The sequence below is a fragment of the Paraburkholderia sp. BL9I2N2 genome (assembly GCF_004339745.1).
Taxonomy (GTDB): domain Bacteria; phylum Pseudomonadota; class Gammaproteobacteria; order Burkholderiales; family Burkholderiaceae; genus Paraburkholderia.
In genome coordinates this window covers 4,556,002-4,572,313 of sequence record NZ_SMGP01000001.1, presented here as the reverse complement: position 1 = coordinate 4,572,313, position 16,312 = coordinate 4,556,002, and the positions used below count along the sequence as shown (strand labels likewise).

At 64.3% G+C, this 16,312-nt stretch carries 15 protein-coding genes; 7 read left to right on the top strand and 8 right to left on the bottom strand.

Annotated elements, in window-relative coordinates:
* Positions 1-2 precede the first annotated feature (2 nt).
* A complete protein-coding gene (locus B0G74_RS20835; RefSeq protein ID WP_132376645.1) occupies positions 3-956 on the bottom strand; it encodes a complex I NDUFA9 subunit family protein in 954 nt (317 codons plus the stop codon).
* 81 nt (positions 957-1,037) lie between these two features.
* Positions 1,038-3,005, bottom strand: a complete 1,968-nt coding sequence (locus tag B0G74_RS20830; RefSeq protein ID WP_132376644.1) for a lytic transglycosylase domain-containing protein — start codon at positions 3,003-3,005, stop codon at positions 1,038-1,040.
* A gap of 77 nt (positions 3,006-3,082) precedes the next feature.
* Here B0G74_RS20830 and B0G74_RS20825 point away from each other — a divergent pair, with 77 nt between their 5' ends.
* Entirely contained in the window at positions 3,083-3,625 is a 543-nt protein-coding gene (locus tag B0G74_RS20825) for a 5-formyltetrahydrofolate cyclo-ligase (protein WP_243658237.1), read from the top strand.
* Positions 3,626-3,691: 66 nt separating this feature from the next.
* Here the strand turns inward: B0G74_RS20825 and B0G74_RS20820 are convergent, their stop codons facing one another.
* A complete protein-coding gene (locus B0G74_RS20820) occupies positions 3,692-4,204 on the bottom strand; it encodes a winged helix DNA-binding protein (protein WP_132376643.1) in 513 nt (170 codons plus the stop codon).
* Positions 4,205-4,411: 207 nt separating this feature from the next.
* Between B0G74_RS20820 and pxpB the strand changes: the two genes are divergently transcribed.
* The 6 genes from pxpB to B0G74_RS20790 all read left to right on the top strand — a co-directional run bounded on the left by pxpB (position 4,412) and on the right by B0G74_RS20790 (position 10,972).
* Positions 4,412-5,065, top strand: coding sequence for a 5-oxoprolinase subunit PxpB (gene pxpB / locus B0G74_RS20815; protein ID WP_132376642.1), 654 nt, complete (start codon positions 4,412-4,414; stop codon positions 5,063-5,065).
* Positions 5,062-6,114: a biotin-dependent carboxyltransferase family protein gene (locus B0G74_RS20810; protein ID WP_132376641.1), complete on the top strand. Its 1,053-nt coding sequence runs from the start codon at positions 5,062-5,064 to the stop codon at positions 6,112-6,114. Before pxpB ends, B0G74_RS20810 begins: the two co-directional genes overlap by 4 nt.
* 100 nt (positions 6,115-6,214) lie before the next feature.
* Positions 6,215-6,967 carry a 5-oxoprolinase subunit PxpA gene (gene pxpA / locus B0G74_RS20805; protein WP_132376640.1) on the top strand — a complete coding sequence of 251 codons (753 nt, stop codon included), beginning with the start codon at positions 6,215-6,217 and terminating at the stop codon, positions 6,965-6,967.
* 252 nt (positions 6,968-7,219) lie between these two features.
* Complete coding sequence (locus B0G74_RS20800) at positions 7,220-7,969, top strand: DUF969 domain-containing protein (protein ID WP_132376639.1); 750 nt, start codon at positions 7,220-7,222, stop codon at positions 7,967-7,969.
* On the top strand, positions 7,966-8,922 hold the full coding sequence (locus tag B0G74_RS20795; RefSeq protein ID WP_132376638.1) for a DUF979 domain-containing protein: 957 nt from the start codon (positions 7,966-7,968) through the stop codon (positions 8,920-8,922). Before B0G74_RS20800 ends, B0G74_RS20795 begins: the two co-directional genes overlap by 4 nt.
* Positions 8,923-9,136: 214 nt before the next feature.
* The gene (locus tag B0G74_RS20790) at positions 9,137-10,972 is read left to right on the top strand and encodes a tetratricopeptide repeat protein (protein WP_132376637.1); all 1,836 of its coding nucleotides are present in this window, start codon (positions 9,137-9,139) and stop codon (positions 10,970-10,972) included.
* 107 nt (positions 10,973-11,079) lie between these two features.
* On the opposite strand, the gene B0G74_RS20785 is transcribed toward B0G74_RS20790, so the two are convergent.
* Genes B0G74_RS20785 through B0G74_RS20765 form a run of 5 tightly spaced genes read right to left on the bottom strand, consistent with a single transcriptional unit; the run spans position 11,080 to position 16,192 of the window.
* Entirely contained in the window at positions 11,080-12,243 is a 1,164-nt protein-coding gene (locus B0G74_RS20785) for a TraB/GumN family protein (protein WP_132376636.1), read from the bottom strand.
* On the bottom strand, positions 12,236-13,255 hold the full coding sequence (locus B0G74_RS20780) for a peptide ABC transporter ATP-binding protein (protein ID WP_132376635.1): 1,020 nt from the start codon (positions 13,253-13,255) through the stop codon (positions 12,236-12,238). The genes B0G74_RS20785 and B0G74_RS20780 overlap by 8 nt, the downstream gene beginning before the upstream one ends.
* Positions 13,252-14,256 (bottom strand): ABC transporter ATP-binding protein, encoded by a 1,005-nt coding sequence (locus B0G74_RS20775; protein ID WP_132376634.1) that lies wholly within the window; start codon positions 14,254-14,256, stop codon positions 13,252-13,254. The genes B0G74_RS20780 and B0G74_RS20775 overlap by 4 nt, the downstream gene beginning before the upstream one ends.
* Position 14,257: 1 nt before the next feature.
* Positions 14,258-15,175 carry an ABC transporter permease subunit gene (locus B0G74_RS20770; RefSeq protein ID WP_106284839.1) on the bottom strand — a complete coding sequence of 306 codons (918 nt, stop codon included), beginning with the start codon at positions 15,173-15,175 and terminating at the stop codon, positions 14,258-14,260.
* A 6-nt stretch (positions 15,176-15,181) separates the two neighbouring features.
* A complete protein-coding gene (locus B0G74_RS20765) occupies positions 15,182-16,192 on the bottom strand; it encodes an ABC transporter permease subunit (RefSeq protein WP_091798153.1) in 1,011 nt (336 codons plus the stop codon).
* Positions 16,193-16,312: the final 120 nt, after the last annotated feature.

The following is a 16,312-nucleotide window of genomic DNA, read 5'->3' as shown; positions in this document are numbered from 1 at the left end:
ATTTAACGTCCCGCGCTGGCGCGGAATGTGTCGAAGCGCGAACGCGTGGACGTGCCGGTCAGATAAATCGGCGCGATCGTTTCGATACTGGCCGGCTCGATGCCGAGTTCAGGCGCAAGCGGTCCGCTCAACACGTTGTCGACTTTCATCGAATCGAGATTGTCGCGCGAGATCACCGGTTCGCCGGGTGCCATTTCGAAGGTCAGCGCCTGCAGCCGCGCGAACGCTTCCGGCAAGCGGATGATGCGTGCATGCTTGCCGATCACATCGCCGCAATACTTGATGAGATCTTCGAGCGAGTAAACAGTCGGGCCGCCCAGTTCATAGGTGCGGCCGCCGGCGGCATCGAGGTCGAGCACGTTGACGATCGCCTTCGCGACGTCGCCGACGTACACCGGCTGGAATTTCGCATCCGGCATGGCGAGCGGAATCACCGGAAACATCCGTTGCAGGAAGGCGAATTTGTTGAGGAATTGATCTTCCGGGCCGAACACCACGGAGGGCCGGAAAATCGTCCACGCCAGATTCGCCGCGTGCACGGCCTTCTCGCCGTCGCCCTTCGAGCGCGTGTACATGCTCGGGCCGTTCGAGTCGGCGCCGAGCGCGCTGATATGAAGCAGCCGGTGCACGCCCTTGCCTTCGCACGCGGCGACGACTTTAGTCGGCAATTCCACATGCATCCGCGCGAACTCCGGGCCATACGGCGTGCCGCGTTTGCCGTGCAGCGTGGCCACGAGGTTGATCACGCAATCGGCGCCTTCGACGAAGCGCGCGAGCTGGACCGGATCGAACACGTCCGCTTCGATCACGTCGATGGGCAACAGGGTGAGATGACGGGCGTTGTAGCGCCGCCGGGTGGCGATGCGCACGTCCTTGCCCATTTCGACGAGGGCGTTGACAAGATGGCTGCCGATAAAACCTGAGCCGCCGATGATCGCAATGGCTTTATGTCGCATTTTCGACTCCCTGGTGGAAGCCGCGGCAACGGCTGGCGTGGCGCGCCGCCGCCTCGGAACGAGGCGGCGGCGGCACGGCGCTTACGGCGCGATATAACCCAGCCGCGCCTTCAGCGATTGCGGACGGCCTTCGAACAATGCCGCGTAGTAGACCGTGTTGGACAACACATTCTTAACGTAGTCGCGCGTTTCCTGGAACGGAATCGCCTCGGCGAAGATCGCGCCTTCCACCGGATGCTGCAAGGACTGCCGCCAGTTGCGCGGACGGCCCGGGCCCGCGTTATAGCCCGCGGTGGCGAGTACGGCCGACCCATCGAACTGATTGTAGATCATCGACAGGTAGTTCGTGCCGAGCAGGATGTTGGTGTTGATGTCGTTCATCTGCTCGCGCGAGATCGGCCCCAGGCCGATCTTCTTCGCGACCAGTTGCGCGGTGCCCGGCATCAACTGCATCAAACCGCTCGCGCCAACTTCCGAGCGCGCGTTCATGATGAAGCGCGACTCCTGGCGAATCAGGCCATAGGCCCACTCCACGTCGAGGCCATTCGACTGCGAATCGCGCTCGACGATATCCTTGAACGGCGACAGATAACGCAGCGAGAAATCGTGCTCGCTCTTCGTGCGATCCGCCGTGTTGACGGTGCGGTCATACAGCTCGATACGGCGCGCGTATTCGGCGGCCGCGATCAGTTGGCGGTCGCTCATGGTGCGCAGCGGCCAGTTCCATTCGCGATTGCCTTCGAGCCGCAGATTCAGCGCGTAGAAACGCTGCGCCAGATCGAAGCCGGGCGTGTTGCCGGCCTGTTGCACTTCGGCGTCGCTCACCGTGGTTTTCGGCGGAACCGTGATCTTCTGGCCCAGTTCTTCCGCGGCTAACTGGCCGTAGAAGTTGAAGCCCTGCGAAATCGACTCGAATTCCTGATTGGCCGCGGTCGTGTCGCCGGCCTGCTTGAGCGCACGGGCATGCCAATACACCCACGACGGCTGATTGCGCAGCGCAGCGGGCATCTGTTCGATCGACCAGCGCACCATCGTCCAGTCGCCCGCGAGCAAGGCGGTGCGGGTGCGCCATTCATACGCGGGGTTCGACAGCGGCGCATTCACCGACAGGCGATACCAGTCCACCGCGCTCGGCATCTGCTTGGCGGCGGCCTGATAGGCAATCGTGCCCCAGCCGATGGCGCGCTCGGGCGAGCTCAGCGACGGCGCCACCGAGGCAAACGTGGCCGCGGCCATGGCCGGATCGTTGCGCGCCATGCGCGTGATAGCCAGCAACGCCAGTTGATGCGACTGCGTATCCGGACCGACGCCGCGCGCCAGCAGCAGCGGCGGCGTAGTGGTGGCCTGATTGAACAGCACCGGATCGGGCGGCTCGTTGCTGAGCGCGTCGACGAGTTTCGCGCCCGTGTTGGTGTAGTTCTGTTCGTAGGCGAGGCGGATCTGTTGCCACACGTCGGCCGAATTGAACTGCTGGTTGATAGCCAGCGAGTTGATCAGATCGACGCAGCCGTCACCGTACCACTTCGGATCGACGAGCAGCGCGCGCGCCGCATCCGCGACGTTTTCGCCGCGCGAGGCGCGCGATTCGAGTGCGTAGCACTTCACCTGCGTGTCGTCGTTCAGCACGAAACGGGCGTATTGCTGATCGAAGTTGCGCCAGTCGTGACGCGCGCCGAGCACCGTGAGGTAGTCGTTGCGCATGCGGTCGGCGATCGCCTGGCCGTCGTACTTTTGCAGAAACGACAGCACCGGCGCGTCCGGCGCGTCGATCCGCGCGTGGCCGCTCGAATCGAACAATTGCGGCTTGATCTGGAAGTACTCCAGATACGAAGGCGCCGGATAGCTCGGGATCATGCTGGCCAGCTGCGCTGCGCGCGCCGCGTCGTTACTGCGGGCGGCCTCGCGCAGTTGGACGAAGATCTGGTCGTCGTTTGTGAGTTGCGAAAGGGGAAGGGGCTTGACGGCGGAGGCCGTGCTGCACGCGACGAGTGCCGCAGCGGCAAGCGCCAGACCGGCCGCGCGATATACTCGGTAAAGGCGTTTTGACATCGTTGTTTCTGGAGCGCGAATTGAACCCAAGCATAGCATGCAACCCTGCAGCGGAATCGAAAAAGGCGCTGCGTAAAATGCTATTGGAAGCAAGGCTACAAGCCGCTTCTGAGCCCGCGCACAATACCGCGCTCGCACGGCACCTGCTGGATGCGTTAAAGCAGTACGGTGTGAATAGCGTGGGATTCTACTGGCCGCTCGCCGGTGAATTCGACGCGCGCGCCGCCATCTCGGTCTGGCTAGCGGCAAGCGCGCAACGCGAGGCGAGTCTGCCGGTGGTCAAGGAGCGCGGCGTGCCCCTCGAATTTCATGCATGGACGCCCGCAATGCCGATGAAGATCGGCCATCATGAGATCGCCGAGCCGACGTCCGGGCGCGTTGTGATTCCCCAACTGCTGTTCGTGCCGTGCGTGGGTTTCGACGCTCACGGGTACCGGCTTGGTTACGGCGGCGGCTATTACGATCGCACGCTGGCTGCGTGGCCGAGTGCGGCCAAGCCGATCACCGTCGGCATCGCCTATGAAGCGTGCCGCGCACCGGCATTGATACGCGAAGCCCACGACATTCCGCTCGACCTGATCGTCACCGAGGCGGCGCTCTACCCGCGCCCGGCGGATTGAGCGTTTGGCGCGCGCCGCGCTTTTAGCCTCGGCGCGCCGCGCCGCCGCAAAACAAACAGTCCTGCGTTATAAAGACGCTGCCGCCCGCGCAGCCGTGTCGTAAAGACCTGACGCGTTGCGCATCAACTGGGCCGCTTCGCCGATCTGCTCGTTGGTCAGGCCGCTTTCCTTCAACGTCGAAATCAGACAGCTCTCGCGCACCTCGCGATATTTCAGACAGAGTTCGCGGCCCGAATCGGTCGCCGAGAAGAACACTTCCTTGCCGGTCTTTTCGCTTTTTACATACCCTCTAGCTACGAGCTTCTTCAACGCGTAGGTGGCGACGTGCGTGTCTTCGATGTTCAACACGAAGCAGATGTCCGCCAGCTTCTTGCGTCGCTCGCGATGGCTGACGTGATGCAGCAGCGAGACTTCGATGGCGGTCATGTCCTTTTCGCCTGCCGCTGACATGCAGCGCACCATCCATCGGTTGAATGCATTGCCCGCCATGATGAGCGCGTACTCGAGTTCGGACAGTTCCGCGCTGGTCTCGGACACGAGATGTTCCGAGGAGACGATCTTGGTGGGATGGCGCGACATGGTGACGATTCTCGACAGACAGGTTGGGAAGGTGTCGGGAGTGTACGACGCGCGTTCGATCCCAGGGAGCCTGGCACAAACGCTTATTGAGAAATTGTTGATATTTTATTGATAATGTACGCTTCAACCGTCGCCTGCCCGATGCCGTTAACCGTTCAAAGGGTGTGCTGTGCCCGAATCCATCGACTCGACCTGGGCTGTTAATCCATGAGCCAACCAAGAATTTTTCCGCTCGGCGATAGCGCGCTAGTCTGCGAAGCGCCGCCGCCGGCCACGCTGGAATGCCAGCAGCGCGTGTGGGCGGCCGCCGAGGCCGCGCGCGACTGGCCGCACGTGCTGGAGGTGGTGCCGGGCATGAACAACCTCACGCTCGTCTTCGATCCGCTCGAGGCCGACCGCGACGCGCTGGTGAGCCACCTGCAGACGGCTTGGAATGCGGTGAGCGATGCGCCCGCGCCCGGCCGTGAAGTCGAGATTCCGGTGCAGTACGGCGGCGAGTTCGGCCCCGATCTGCAAGCGGTCGCCAATCACACGGGCTTGAGCGTGCGCGAGGTCGTCGAACGTCATTCGCGGGGCGAGTATGTCGTGTTCTTTCTCGGCTTCCAGCCGGGCTTCGCCTATATGGGCGGGCTCGAAACCGCGCTGCACACGCCGCGCCGTTCATCGCCGCGGCTGGAAGTGCCGGCGGGGTCCGTCGGCATCGGCGGCGAACAGACCGGCATTTATCCGGCCACTTCGCCCGGCGGCTGGCAGTTGATCGGCCGCACCGAGCTGCCGCTGTTCGACCCGGCGCGCCGCCCGCCCACGCTGCTGCAGCCGGGCGACCGGGTGCGCTTCACCATCGCGGGGATACACGCATGATCGATGTGATTCGCGCGGGTCTCTTGACCACGATTCAGGATCTCGGCCGTCACGGCTACCGGCATCTCGGCGTCGCGATGGGTGGCGCGCTCGATCGTCTGTCGCTCGAAGTCGGCAACCGGCTGGTCGGCAACCGGCCCGACGCGGCGGGTCTGGAAATCACCTTCGGCCCGACCGTGCTGCGCTTTCTGCGCGCCACGCGGGTCGCCATTACGGGCACCGAATTCGGCGCGACGCTCGACGGCAAGCCGGTCTACTCGTGGTGGAGCCTGCCGGTGCGGGCCGGCCAGGAACTGGTGCTCAATGCGGCCAAGCGCGGCATGCGCGGCTACGTGTGCGTGGCGGGCGGCGTCGACGTCTTACCGATGCTCGGCTCGCGCAGCACCGATCTCGCCGGTCATTTCGGCGGACTCGGCGGCCGCGCGCTGCGCGACGGCGACCGTTTACCGGTCGGCGCGCCGCCGCAGCGCGGCCATCTCGGCTTTACGCCGGAGGCGCCGGAGTTCGGCGTGAAGGCGCCCGCCTGGTGCAAATTCGTGCTGGTTCACGAGCCGCTGCGGCGCGGCCGTCATCCGTCGGGCGTGCCGTGGGCCGTGCCGATCCGCGTGCTGCGCGGACCGGAATACGAGAGCTTCACCGATGAAGCCCACGAATCGTTCTGGTCCGATGAATGGCTCGTCACGCCGAACAGCAACCGCATGGGCTACCGCCTCGCGGGCAACGAGCTCAAGCGCACCCGGAAAACCGATCTGCTTTCGCACGCGGTGCTGCCCGGCACGATTCAGGTGCCGCCGAACGGCCAGCCAATCGTGCTGATGAGCGACGCGCAAACCACCGGTGGCTATCCGAAGATCGGCGCGGTGATCCAGGCCGATCTGTGGAAGCTCGCGCAGGTGCGCCTGAACGCCGCCGTCCGCTTCATCCCGACGACGCCTTACGAGGCGCGTCAGGCCTTATTGGAAGAACGTACGTATTTGCGGCAGATCGACGCCGCGATCGCGATGCACGAAGAACGCTGCGCGCGGCAAGCGGCCGTCGCAACACTGTAACGATGAGCGCCCCCAACCTGGCGCTTCGCGCCAGCCCCGCAAGGGGGCCCCAAGAAAACTTGGGGCGGCCCGGCGTTTTCTTGAAGAGCAGAGGAACACCATGGAAATCGATTTGAACGCCGATCTCGGCGAAGGTTGCGGGTCCGACGAGGCACTGCTCGACCTGGTCAGCTCGGCGAACATCGCGTGCGGCTGGCACGCGGGCGGCGCCAACGCGATGCGCGATTGTGTGCGCTGGGCGGTGCAGAAAGGCGTGTCGATCGGCGCGCATCCGAGCTTCAATGATCCGGAGAATTTCGGTCGCAAGGAAATGGATCTGCCGGCCAACGACATCTATGCGGGCGTCCTGTATCAACTCGGCGCGCTGTCGGCGATTGCCCAGGCCGAAGGCGGGCGCATCGCGCACGTCAAGCCGCACGGCGCGCTGTACAACCAGGCCGCGCGCGACACCAAGATCGCCGACGCGATCGTCTCGGCGGTGCACGACTTCGATCCGTCGGTGGCGGTGTTCGCGCTCGCCAACAGCGGTCTCGTGACGGCCGCGCGCAACGCGGGTCTGGTCGCCGTCGAAGAAGTCTTCGCCGATCGCGGCTATCGCGCAGACGGCTCGCTGGTGCCGCGCAAAGAACCCGGCGCGCTGCTCGACGACGAAGACGAAGTGCTGACGCGCACGCTCGCAATGGTTCGCGAGCAACGCGTGCAGGCTGTGGACGGTCAATGGGTGTCGCTGAACGCGCAGACCATCTGCCTGCATGGCGACGGTCCGCATGCGCTGGCGTTCGCGCGACGCATTCGCGGCGCGCTGCAGGAAGCGGGCATCGAAGTCCACGCGGCCGGCGCCGCCCGCGCCTGAAGCGCCGGCCGAACCGCGGGACGGACAGCGCGATTCAAACCTGGTGCTCCTTGCAACGCCCCGCTCCACGCGGGGCGTTTGCCAGGTACACGACGCATTGCAGTACCCGCAGTCGATCAGCGGGTGCAGGTGTAGTTCGAAGCAAACGCGGCCATCAAGAGCCGCGGCAGCAAGACGGCGTCTGGACCACCCGGCGCCGGCCCACGTTAGCCGTCACAAGCGGCGAGGTTGAAACCCTGTTTGGAGATCCAGATGCAGACAACAGTTAGTCTATGGCCGCTCATTGGCGTGGCCGTCATCATCGTCGGCTTTTTATTACGGTTCAATCCGATGCTGATCGTGGCGGTCGCCGCGATTATCACCGGCCTGGCCGCGCACTTCCCGCCTGAAAAGATTCTCGCCGAGATCGGCACCGGTTTCATCAAGACCCGCAATATCCCGTTGATCATTCTCCTGCCGCTCGCCGTGATCGGTTTGCTCGAACGGCATGGCCTGCGTGAGCGCGCGCAAACATGGATCGGCGGCATCAAGGCCGCCACCGCCGGGCGTCTCCTGATCGTCTATCTGCTGGTGCGCGAGCTGACCGCGGCGGTCGGTTTGACCGGACTCGGCGGCCATCCGCAGATGGTGCGTCCGCTGATCGCGCCGATGGCCGAAGGCGCGACCGAAACCCGCTTCGGCAAGATCAGCGACGCGGTGCGTTTCAAACTGCGCGCGTTCTCCGCGGCGACCGACAACGTGGGCCTCTTCTTCGGCGAGGACATCTTCGTCGCGTTCGGCGCGATCGTGCTGATGACCACCTTCCTGAAAGAAGCGGGGATCATCGTCGAGCCGATTCACGTGGCCGTGTGGGGCATTCCGACCGCCATCTGCGCGTTCATCATTCACGGTTTCCGTCTGTATCTGCTCGACCGCAAGCTCGAGCGCGAACTGCGCGGCAATGCCCCGGCGAGCAACGTCGCTGGTTCGTCGACGCAATCCGCCGCAGGAGACAAAGCATGACGCTCACGATTACCTATCTGTTCTGGCTGCTGGGCGTGGTGCTGCTGGTTGTCGGCGGCATGATCGTCACGGACAACGATCACCCGCGCCGTTTTACCGCCGGCGGTTTCTGGATTCTCTACGCGCTGATCTTCCTGATCGGCGACAAGCTGCCGCCCGCCGTGGTCGGTGTGCTCGTGATCGTGATGGCGCTGATTGCCGGCTTCGGCGGCGTGACCGCGGGCAAGCCGAAAGTGCTGTCGCTCGAAGCGCGTAAGGCTAGCGCCGCGCGTCTGCGTAACAAGCTGTTCGTGCCCGCGCTGACGATACCGGTCGTCACCGTGATCATCACGCTGTCGGCGAGCCATCTGGTGTTCGGCGGCATGCCGCTGATCGAGAAGGCCAACGTCACACTGATCGGTTTCGGCATCGGCTGCGTGATCGCGCTCGCGATTGCCTGCGTGATGACGCGCGACACCGTCGGCCAGTCGATGAAGGAAACGCGCCGGTTGGTCGACGCGCTGTCATGGGCCGCCGTGCTGCCGCAGATGCTCGGCATGCTCGGCCTCGTGTTCTCGGACGCAGGCGTCGGCAAGGCCGTCGCGCACGTGACGACGGCCTACATCAGCCTCGACTATCGCTTCATCGCGGTGGCCGTGTACTGCATCGGCATGGCGCTCTTCACCATGGTGATGGGCAACGGCTTCGCCGCGTTCCCGGTGATGACCGGCGGTGTCGGCGTGCCGATTCTGGTGGGCGTGTTTCACGGCAACCCGGCGGTGATGGTCGCGATCGGCATGTTCTCCGGCTACTGCGGCACGCTGATGACGCCGATGGCCGCGAACTTCAACATGGTGCCGGCCGCGCTGCTGGAATTGCCGGACAAGAACGCGGTGATCAAGGTGCAGATACCGACCGCGCTGACCTTGCTGATCGTGAATATCTTGCTGCTGAATTTCCTGATGTTTTTGTAGGACTCTTACCGTTGATGTGAAGGAACGCCGACGTATCGCAGGATATCTCCGCGATACGTCGGTGAAATGGACTCACTGCACGGCACGGACGCAACCGAATTAGGATGCGTCCGATCGTCGGGAAATGGGGGGCGACCATACGATGCTGGACGCTCTCCCATCCACACGCGCCGGTACGCGCAGCGCGCGCCACCGACGCTCTCCCGCAGATTCCATGGAACATCAATCCCAGTCTGATCGCGCGCGCAACGAACCGCCGCACGCCGCTTACCTCGCCTCATTGGTCGACGCCGCGCTCGAAGCGCATCAGGCCAACCGACCCGACGCCGCCGAATCCCTCTATCGCGAAGCCCTCGTGCTCGATCCCGTCCATACGGGAGCGCTGCACTACTTCGGCGTGCTGCAATACCAGCGTGGTAATCACGACGCCGCCGCCAGCCTGATGAGCCGCGCGCTCAAACTCGACCGTCACGATGCCGCCTGCTGGAGCAACCGAGGACTCGTGGCCGCCGCGCTCGGCCATCTCGACGAAGCGATGATCTGCTACGACCAGGCGCTGCAACTCCAACCTGATTTCGCCGACGCGCACAACAACTTCGGCGTCGCACTGCAAGCGCACGGAGACCTGGAGGAAGCGATCGAACAGTACCGGTTGGCGCTGGCCTCGAACCCCACGCTGCTCGACGCGCATTTGAATCTCGGCACGGCGCTCAGCAAACTCGCGCGTTTCGACGAAGCCTTGGCGTGCTATCGCGGGGTCTTGTCGCTCGATCCAACATCGGCGGAAGCGCACTTCAACGCAGGCAATGCACATAAAGCGCGTGGCGACCAAGGCGCGGCGATCGCCAGCTTCGAGCGGGCGCTGGCGCTGCGCGCGAATTATGCGGAGGCGCACGTCAATCTGGGCAGCCTGATCGGTAAGCTCGGCGACTACGCGGGCGCCGAAGCGCATTACCGGCATGCGGTCGCACTCAAACCGATTCCGACTCACCTCGTGTGTCTGGGCGGATCGCTCGGTGCGCAAGGCCGGCTGGACGAAGAGGAAGGCTTTTACCGCCGGGCGCTCGCACTCGATCCGCACTACGCCGACGCGCATCAGAATCTCGCGTGGCTGTTGCTCAAGCGCGGCGACTATCGGCAAGGCTGGGCTGAATTCGCGCTGCGCTGGCGCAAGAGCGACTATGACGCAATCGCGGTGCCGGGCGTGGCCGAATGGCATGGCGAGCCGCTCGAAGGACGTCGTCTGCTGCTGGTCGGCGAGCAGGGTTTCGGCGACCACTTCCAGTTCCTGCGCTTTGCAAGCGTGCTCGCCCAACGCGGCGCGACGGTCGACCTGTGCGTGCGCGAACCGCTGCTACCTTTGGTCGAACGGATCGCGGGCGTGCATCGCGCGTTCAGCGGCAAGCCCGGCGGCGAATACGATTTCTGGGTACCGATGATGAGCGTGCCGTCGTGCATCGGCATGGATCTCTCCGACATTCCCGCAGACATGCCCTACCTGTTCGCCGATAAAGCGAAGATCAAGGCATGGCGCAAACGGCTCGGCGCGACCGACAAATCGAAGCGCAAGGTGGGCCTCGTCTGGGCCGGCAGTCCTACATTCGGCAACGACCGCTATCGTTCGATGACGCTAACCGACCTGAGCGCGCTCGGCGAGTCGGACTACGTCGCCTGGTACGCGCTGCAGAAAGGCCCGGCGCATGCGCAACTGGCCGACGCGCCGCCCGCTTTGCGTGCCCACGATTTCACCGCCGAATTGAACAGTTTCGAAGACACGGCCGCGTTGATCATGAATCTCGACCTGGTGATCGCCGTGGACACTGGCGTCGCGCATCTGGCGGGCGCGTTGGGCAAACCGGTGTGGTTGATGTTGCCCGCCAATTCGGACTGGCGCTGGCTGGAAGCACGCCGCGACTCGCCGTGGTATCCGGGGATGAGGTTGTTCCGGCAGGCGGTGCTGGGGGATTGGGCGCCGGTGGTCAAGGAAGTGACCGAAGCGCTAAAGGCCGCTATGGCTGCGTGTGCCGCGAGCGGTTTGTGGCACACGTGAGCGTCGGACTGGGCGCTTCAGATGCCGGTTCCGTGATGGCCGAACGGCCGATACGGTTTAGGACGTTTGAGTCGCTGCGTAGATCTCGTGCCGGGCTGCGATGAAGCTCAACCCGCCTCCACCACAAACCCGTGCTGCCGCAAAATCTGCAGCACGCCTTTGCGGCCACCCAGATGCAACGCGCCGATCGCCACGAAAACCGGCTTGTTCGGCGCGGCGATCAGCAGCATCCGCGAAACGAAGCGGCGGTTGCGGTCATAGACGATCTTGTTGTCGATCGAATCGGAGATGCGTTTGTCGCGAGCCAGTTTTTCGGATTTCGCGGCCTGCCAGGCGGCGATCGCATCCGCATCGCCCACGCGCCACAGACGGTGCAAGGTCCGCACATCCGCGACGTTTTCCGCCGGCGTCTGCACCAGATCCTGCGCCAGCATCTCGCGCTGCTGCGCGAGCGACAGTCCCGTGAACGCGCGCATCTGCTGCGACAACGTCTCCAGACCGACGATCTTGCCGCGCGTGCGGAGATAGACATTTTGCAGTTGCGCTTCCGACCCGTACTCAGTCTGCAGGCCGGCACTCAGCGAATCGTAGGTTTCGACCAGCAGCGAAGCGAGCCACGGCCGCATCTTCTTGATGGCGTCGAGCGCCGCCGGGTTGCCGTGCAGCCGGAGGGCCAGCTTGTGCCACAAAGGCTCGGGCAGCAATCCCGGCAGACAGTCGCGCCGGCAGACGCCGTACTTCGAGACGTCGTCTTGCGAAACCAGCAGTTCGTCGGGTGACAGTTCGAGCGCCAGCGTCGGCGAGGCGGCGAGTGCGCCGAGGATCGGCGCGCGGAAAGGCTGATTGGCGGGGTAGTCGGCGGGATCGCCGACATGCAGCGTGCCCAGCACGTAGATGGTGGTCGTGCCGCGTGTCGCGACATAGAACGGCATGCGCGCCGGCTGCGCGCGCACCGGGCCGCTCGCCGTGGTGCCCGGCAAGGCAGGCGGCGCAACGGGCGGCGGATTGAGGCCCGGCAAACTGGTGCGTGGCGGCGCCGGCATGTTGGGCACCGGGAGCGCCGGACGCCCCGCCTGCGCGGGTGCATTGGCGGCCGCCCCGGCGGCATGCGCGACGCCGATCGGCCCGACGCCGGGATGAAATACGGAACAAACGCCGAAGAGCGCGGCACCGGTCAGTGCACGCGCCCTCCAGCGCCGCGTGAAAGCAGCATTCAGGCCGCCATCACGCAAGCGGCGCGTAAGACGACGCGCCGCCAACCCATCAGGCATCCACGTCCCCCACCTCCTCGGCGCGGTGACACGACACCTGGCGGCCATCCACTTCACGCAGCTTCGGTTCTTCGCTGCGGCAGCGGTCGATCACGTACGGGCAGCGCTGATGAAACGTGCAACCCGACGGCGGATTCAGCGGCGAGGGCATTTCACCTTGCAGCTTGATCTTGATCGTGCGATCCGCCTCGAAGATCGACGGCGTGGCCGACATCAGCGCGCGCGTGTACGGATGACGCGGGTTCGAGAAAATCCGCTTCTTGTCGCCGAGCTCCGCCACGCCGCCGAAGTACATCACCATCACGTCGTCGGCGATATGCTCCACCACCGAGAGGTTGTGCGAGATGAACACGTAGCTGGTCTTGAACTGCTCCTGCAGATCCATGAACAGATTCAGAATCTGCGCCTGGATCGACACGTCGAGCGCCGACACGGGTTCGTCGGCGACCACGATCTGCGGGTCGAGAATCATCGCGCGAGCAATCGCCACGCGCTGGCGCTGACCACCGGAGAACATATGCGGATAACGCTTCGCATGTTCCGGACGCAGACCGACGGTGCGCATCATCTGCGCGATCCGTTCGGCGCGCTCGGTCACGCTTAGTTGCGTATTGATCGCAAGCGGCTCGCCGAGCGTCTGCTCGACGGTCTTGCGTGGATTCAGCGAGGCAAACGGGTTCTGGAACACCATCTGCACGCGCCGACGCAGCGCCGCGATTTTCGCGTGATCGGCGCCGGCCACGTCTTCACCGTCGATCAACAGACGGCCCGCGGTGGGCGCTTCGATCATGGTCAATTGACGCGCGAGCGTCGATTTGCCGCAGCCGGATTCGCCGACCACCGCCAAGGTTTTGCCGCGGTCGAGCGCGAACGAGACACCGTTGAGCGCCTTCACCGTGCCCGACGCGAACATGCCGCGCTTGACCGTGTAGTAGCGCGCCAATTGCTCCGCGACCAACACGTGATCGCCCGCATGGTCCGACTGGCGCCGCGTTTCGAGTACTGCGTTCATCGTGCGCCTCCATGGGTGTGAACGTTGGCGTCGCCGCTCAGGTTCAGGGGTTTGATGCAGCGCACGCGCGCCACTTCAGCGTGACCTTGCATCGGCGCGAGCGCGGGCCGCGCTTTCATGCAGTCGTCGACCACATACTTGCAGCGCGGCGCGAACAGACATCCTTTGGGACGGTCGTCGCGACCCGGCACCATGCCCGGCAATGCAGCGAGCCGCACGGCGCCGACATTGTGCTCGGGAATCGCCGCCAGCAACGCTTCCGTGTACGGATGATGCGGCGCGGCGAAGATGTCGGGCACGCGGTTGGTCTCGATCACTTCGCCAGCGTACATGACCGCGACGCGTTGCGCGACCTCGGACACTACGGCCAGATCGTGCGAGATCAGCACGAGCGCCATGCCGCGTTCCTTCTGCAGCTTGATCAGCAGCTCCATGATCTGCGCCTGGATCGTCACGTCGAGCGCGGTGGTCGGCTCGTCGGCGATCAGCAGCTTCGGGTTGCAGGCAATCGCCATCGCGATCATCACGCGCTGGTTCATGCCGCCCGACATCTGATGCGGAAACGAACCAATGCGGCCTTTCGGGTCGGGAATGCCGACCTGATCGAGCAGTTCCAGCGCGCGCTTGTCCAACGCACTACCGCGCAAGCCTTCATGCAGCTTCAGCACTTCCTTGATCTGATAGCCGACGGTGTAGCTCGGATTCAGACTGGTGAGCGCGTCCTGGAACACCATCGCGATGTCTTTGCCGATGATCTTGCGGCGTTCCTTCGCTGACGCCTTCAGCAGGTTTTTGCCGTTGAAGGTGATTTCGTCGGCGGTCACGATGCCCGGTGCGTCGATCAGGCCCATCAGCGCCATCATCGTCACGCTCTTGCCCGAGCCCGATTCGCCGACTACGCCGACCACTTCGCCCGGCGCGACATCGAGGTTGATCCGGTCGACAGCGGGCAGTCCGTTGAAGTTCACCGCCAGATTGCGGATGGTCAATAAGGTACTCATGTCAGGCCATCCTTTTCAGTTTGGGATCGAGTGCGTCGCGCAGCCCGTCGCCGAGCAGATTGATCGCGAGCACCGAGATCAGGATGGACAGACCCGGCATGGTGACGATCCACCAGGCGCTGTCGATGTAATCGCGCGCCGAGGCCAGCATCGCGCCCCACTCCGCCGACGGCGGTTGCACGCCGAGGCCGAGAAAGCCGAGAGCCGCGGCGTCGAGAATCGCCGACGAAAAACCCAACGTGGCCTGCACGATCAGCGGCGCGGTGCAGTTCGGCAGCACTTGCGAGAACATCAGACGCAAGGTGCCGGCGCCCGCCACCCGCGAGGCCGTCACGTACTCCTTCTGCAACTCGCCCTGTGCCGATGCGCGCGTCAAACGCACATAGCCCGGCAGCGCGACGATCGCGATTGCTAGCATCGTGTTGACGAGACCCGGACCGATGATCGCCACCACCGCGACGGCGAGCAGCAGCGACGGCAACGCGAGCAGCACGTCCATGATGCGCATGATCGGCGTGTCGGCCCACTTCTCGAAGAATGCCGCGATCAGACCGAGCACGACGCCGGGAATCAACGCGAGCACCACCGAGACGAAGCCGATCCAGAACGACAGCCGCGCGCCGTACATCAGACGCGAGAGGATGTCGCGGCCCGCTTCGTCGGTGCCGAGAATGAACTTCCAGTTGCCGCCCTCGAGCCATGCGGGCGGAATCTTGACGAAGTCGCGGTATTGCTCGATCGGACTGTGCGGCGCGATCAACGGCGCGAAGATCGCGATGAAGATCAGCACGAGCACGATGACGCCGGCGCTGACCGCGCCACGGTTACGCGAGAAATTCGCCCAGAATTCCCGGGCGGCGATAGCGCGGCCACTCGGAGGAGTGACCGACTGGGGGACTGTATTTTGAATGTCTGCCATTTCGGTTCACCTCGTATGGCGGATGCGCGGATTCAGCACGCCGTACAACAAATCGACGACGAGGTTCACGACGATCACCAGCGTGGCGATCATCAGGATACCGCCCTGCACCACCGGATAGTCGCGCCGGCCGATCGCGTCGATCAACCACTTGCCGATACCCGGCCACGAAAACAGCGTCTCGGTCAGCACAGCGCCCGCGAGCAGCGTGCCGACCTGCAGACCGATCACCGTCACCACCGGAATCAGCGCATTGCGCAATGCATGCACGACGATCACGCGCCCCGGCGACAAGCCCTTCGCGCGCGCGGTACGGATGTAGTCCTCACGCAGCACCTCGAGCATCGACGAGCGCGTCATGCGCGCGACGACCGCCAGCGGAATCGTGCCGAGCACGATGGCCGGCAGGATCAGATGGCTCAGCGCGGATTTGAACGCGCCTTCGTCGGTGGACATCATCGCGTCGATCAGCATGAAGCCGGTCACGTGCGGAATGTCGTATTCGACCGCGATGCGGCCGGACACCGGCGTCCAGCCGAGCTTCACGGAGAACACCATGATGAGGATCAAGCCCCACCAGAAGATCGGCATCGAATAGCCGGTGAGGGCCGTGCCCATCACGCCGTGATCGACCACCGTGCCGCGCCGCAACGCCGCGAACACGCCCGCCGGCAAGCCGACGATCAGCGCGAACAGCATCGCGCAGATCGACAGTTCGACGGTAGCGGGAAAGCGTGCGAGGAATTCGCCCATCACGCTGGTGTTGGTGATGATCGAGGTGCCGAGGTCGCCGTGCAGCGCGCGCCCGATGTAGTGGACGTACTGCATCGGCAAGGATTCGTCGAGCCCGAGCCGGTGCATCGCCGCGGCGTGCATGGCGGGATCGACGCCGCGCTCGCCCATCATCACTTCGATGGGGTCGCCCGGTATCAGGTGAATCAGCGCAAACGCGAGGATCGTGATGCCGATGAAGGTCGGAATCACCATGCCGATGCGGCGCAAAACAAAGCGGAACATGGTTCGTCCCTATGGTCTTGGTGAAGAAAAAACGCAACCGGCGACGAGGGCTCGTGACCCCGGTCGCCGGACCATTTCGACCAGTTTTCTAACCGTGCGAAAAGCGTACTGCGCGAATTT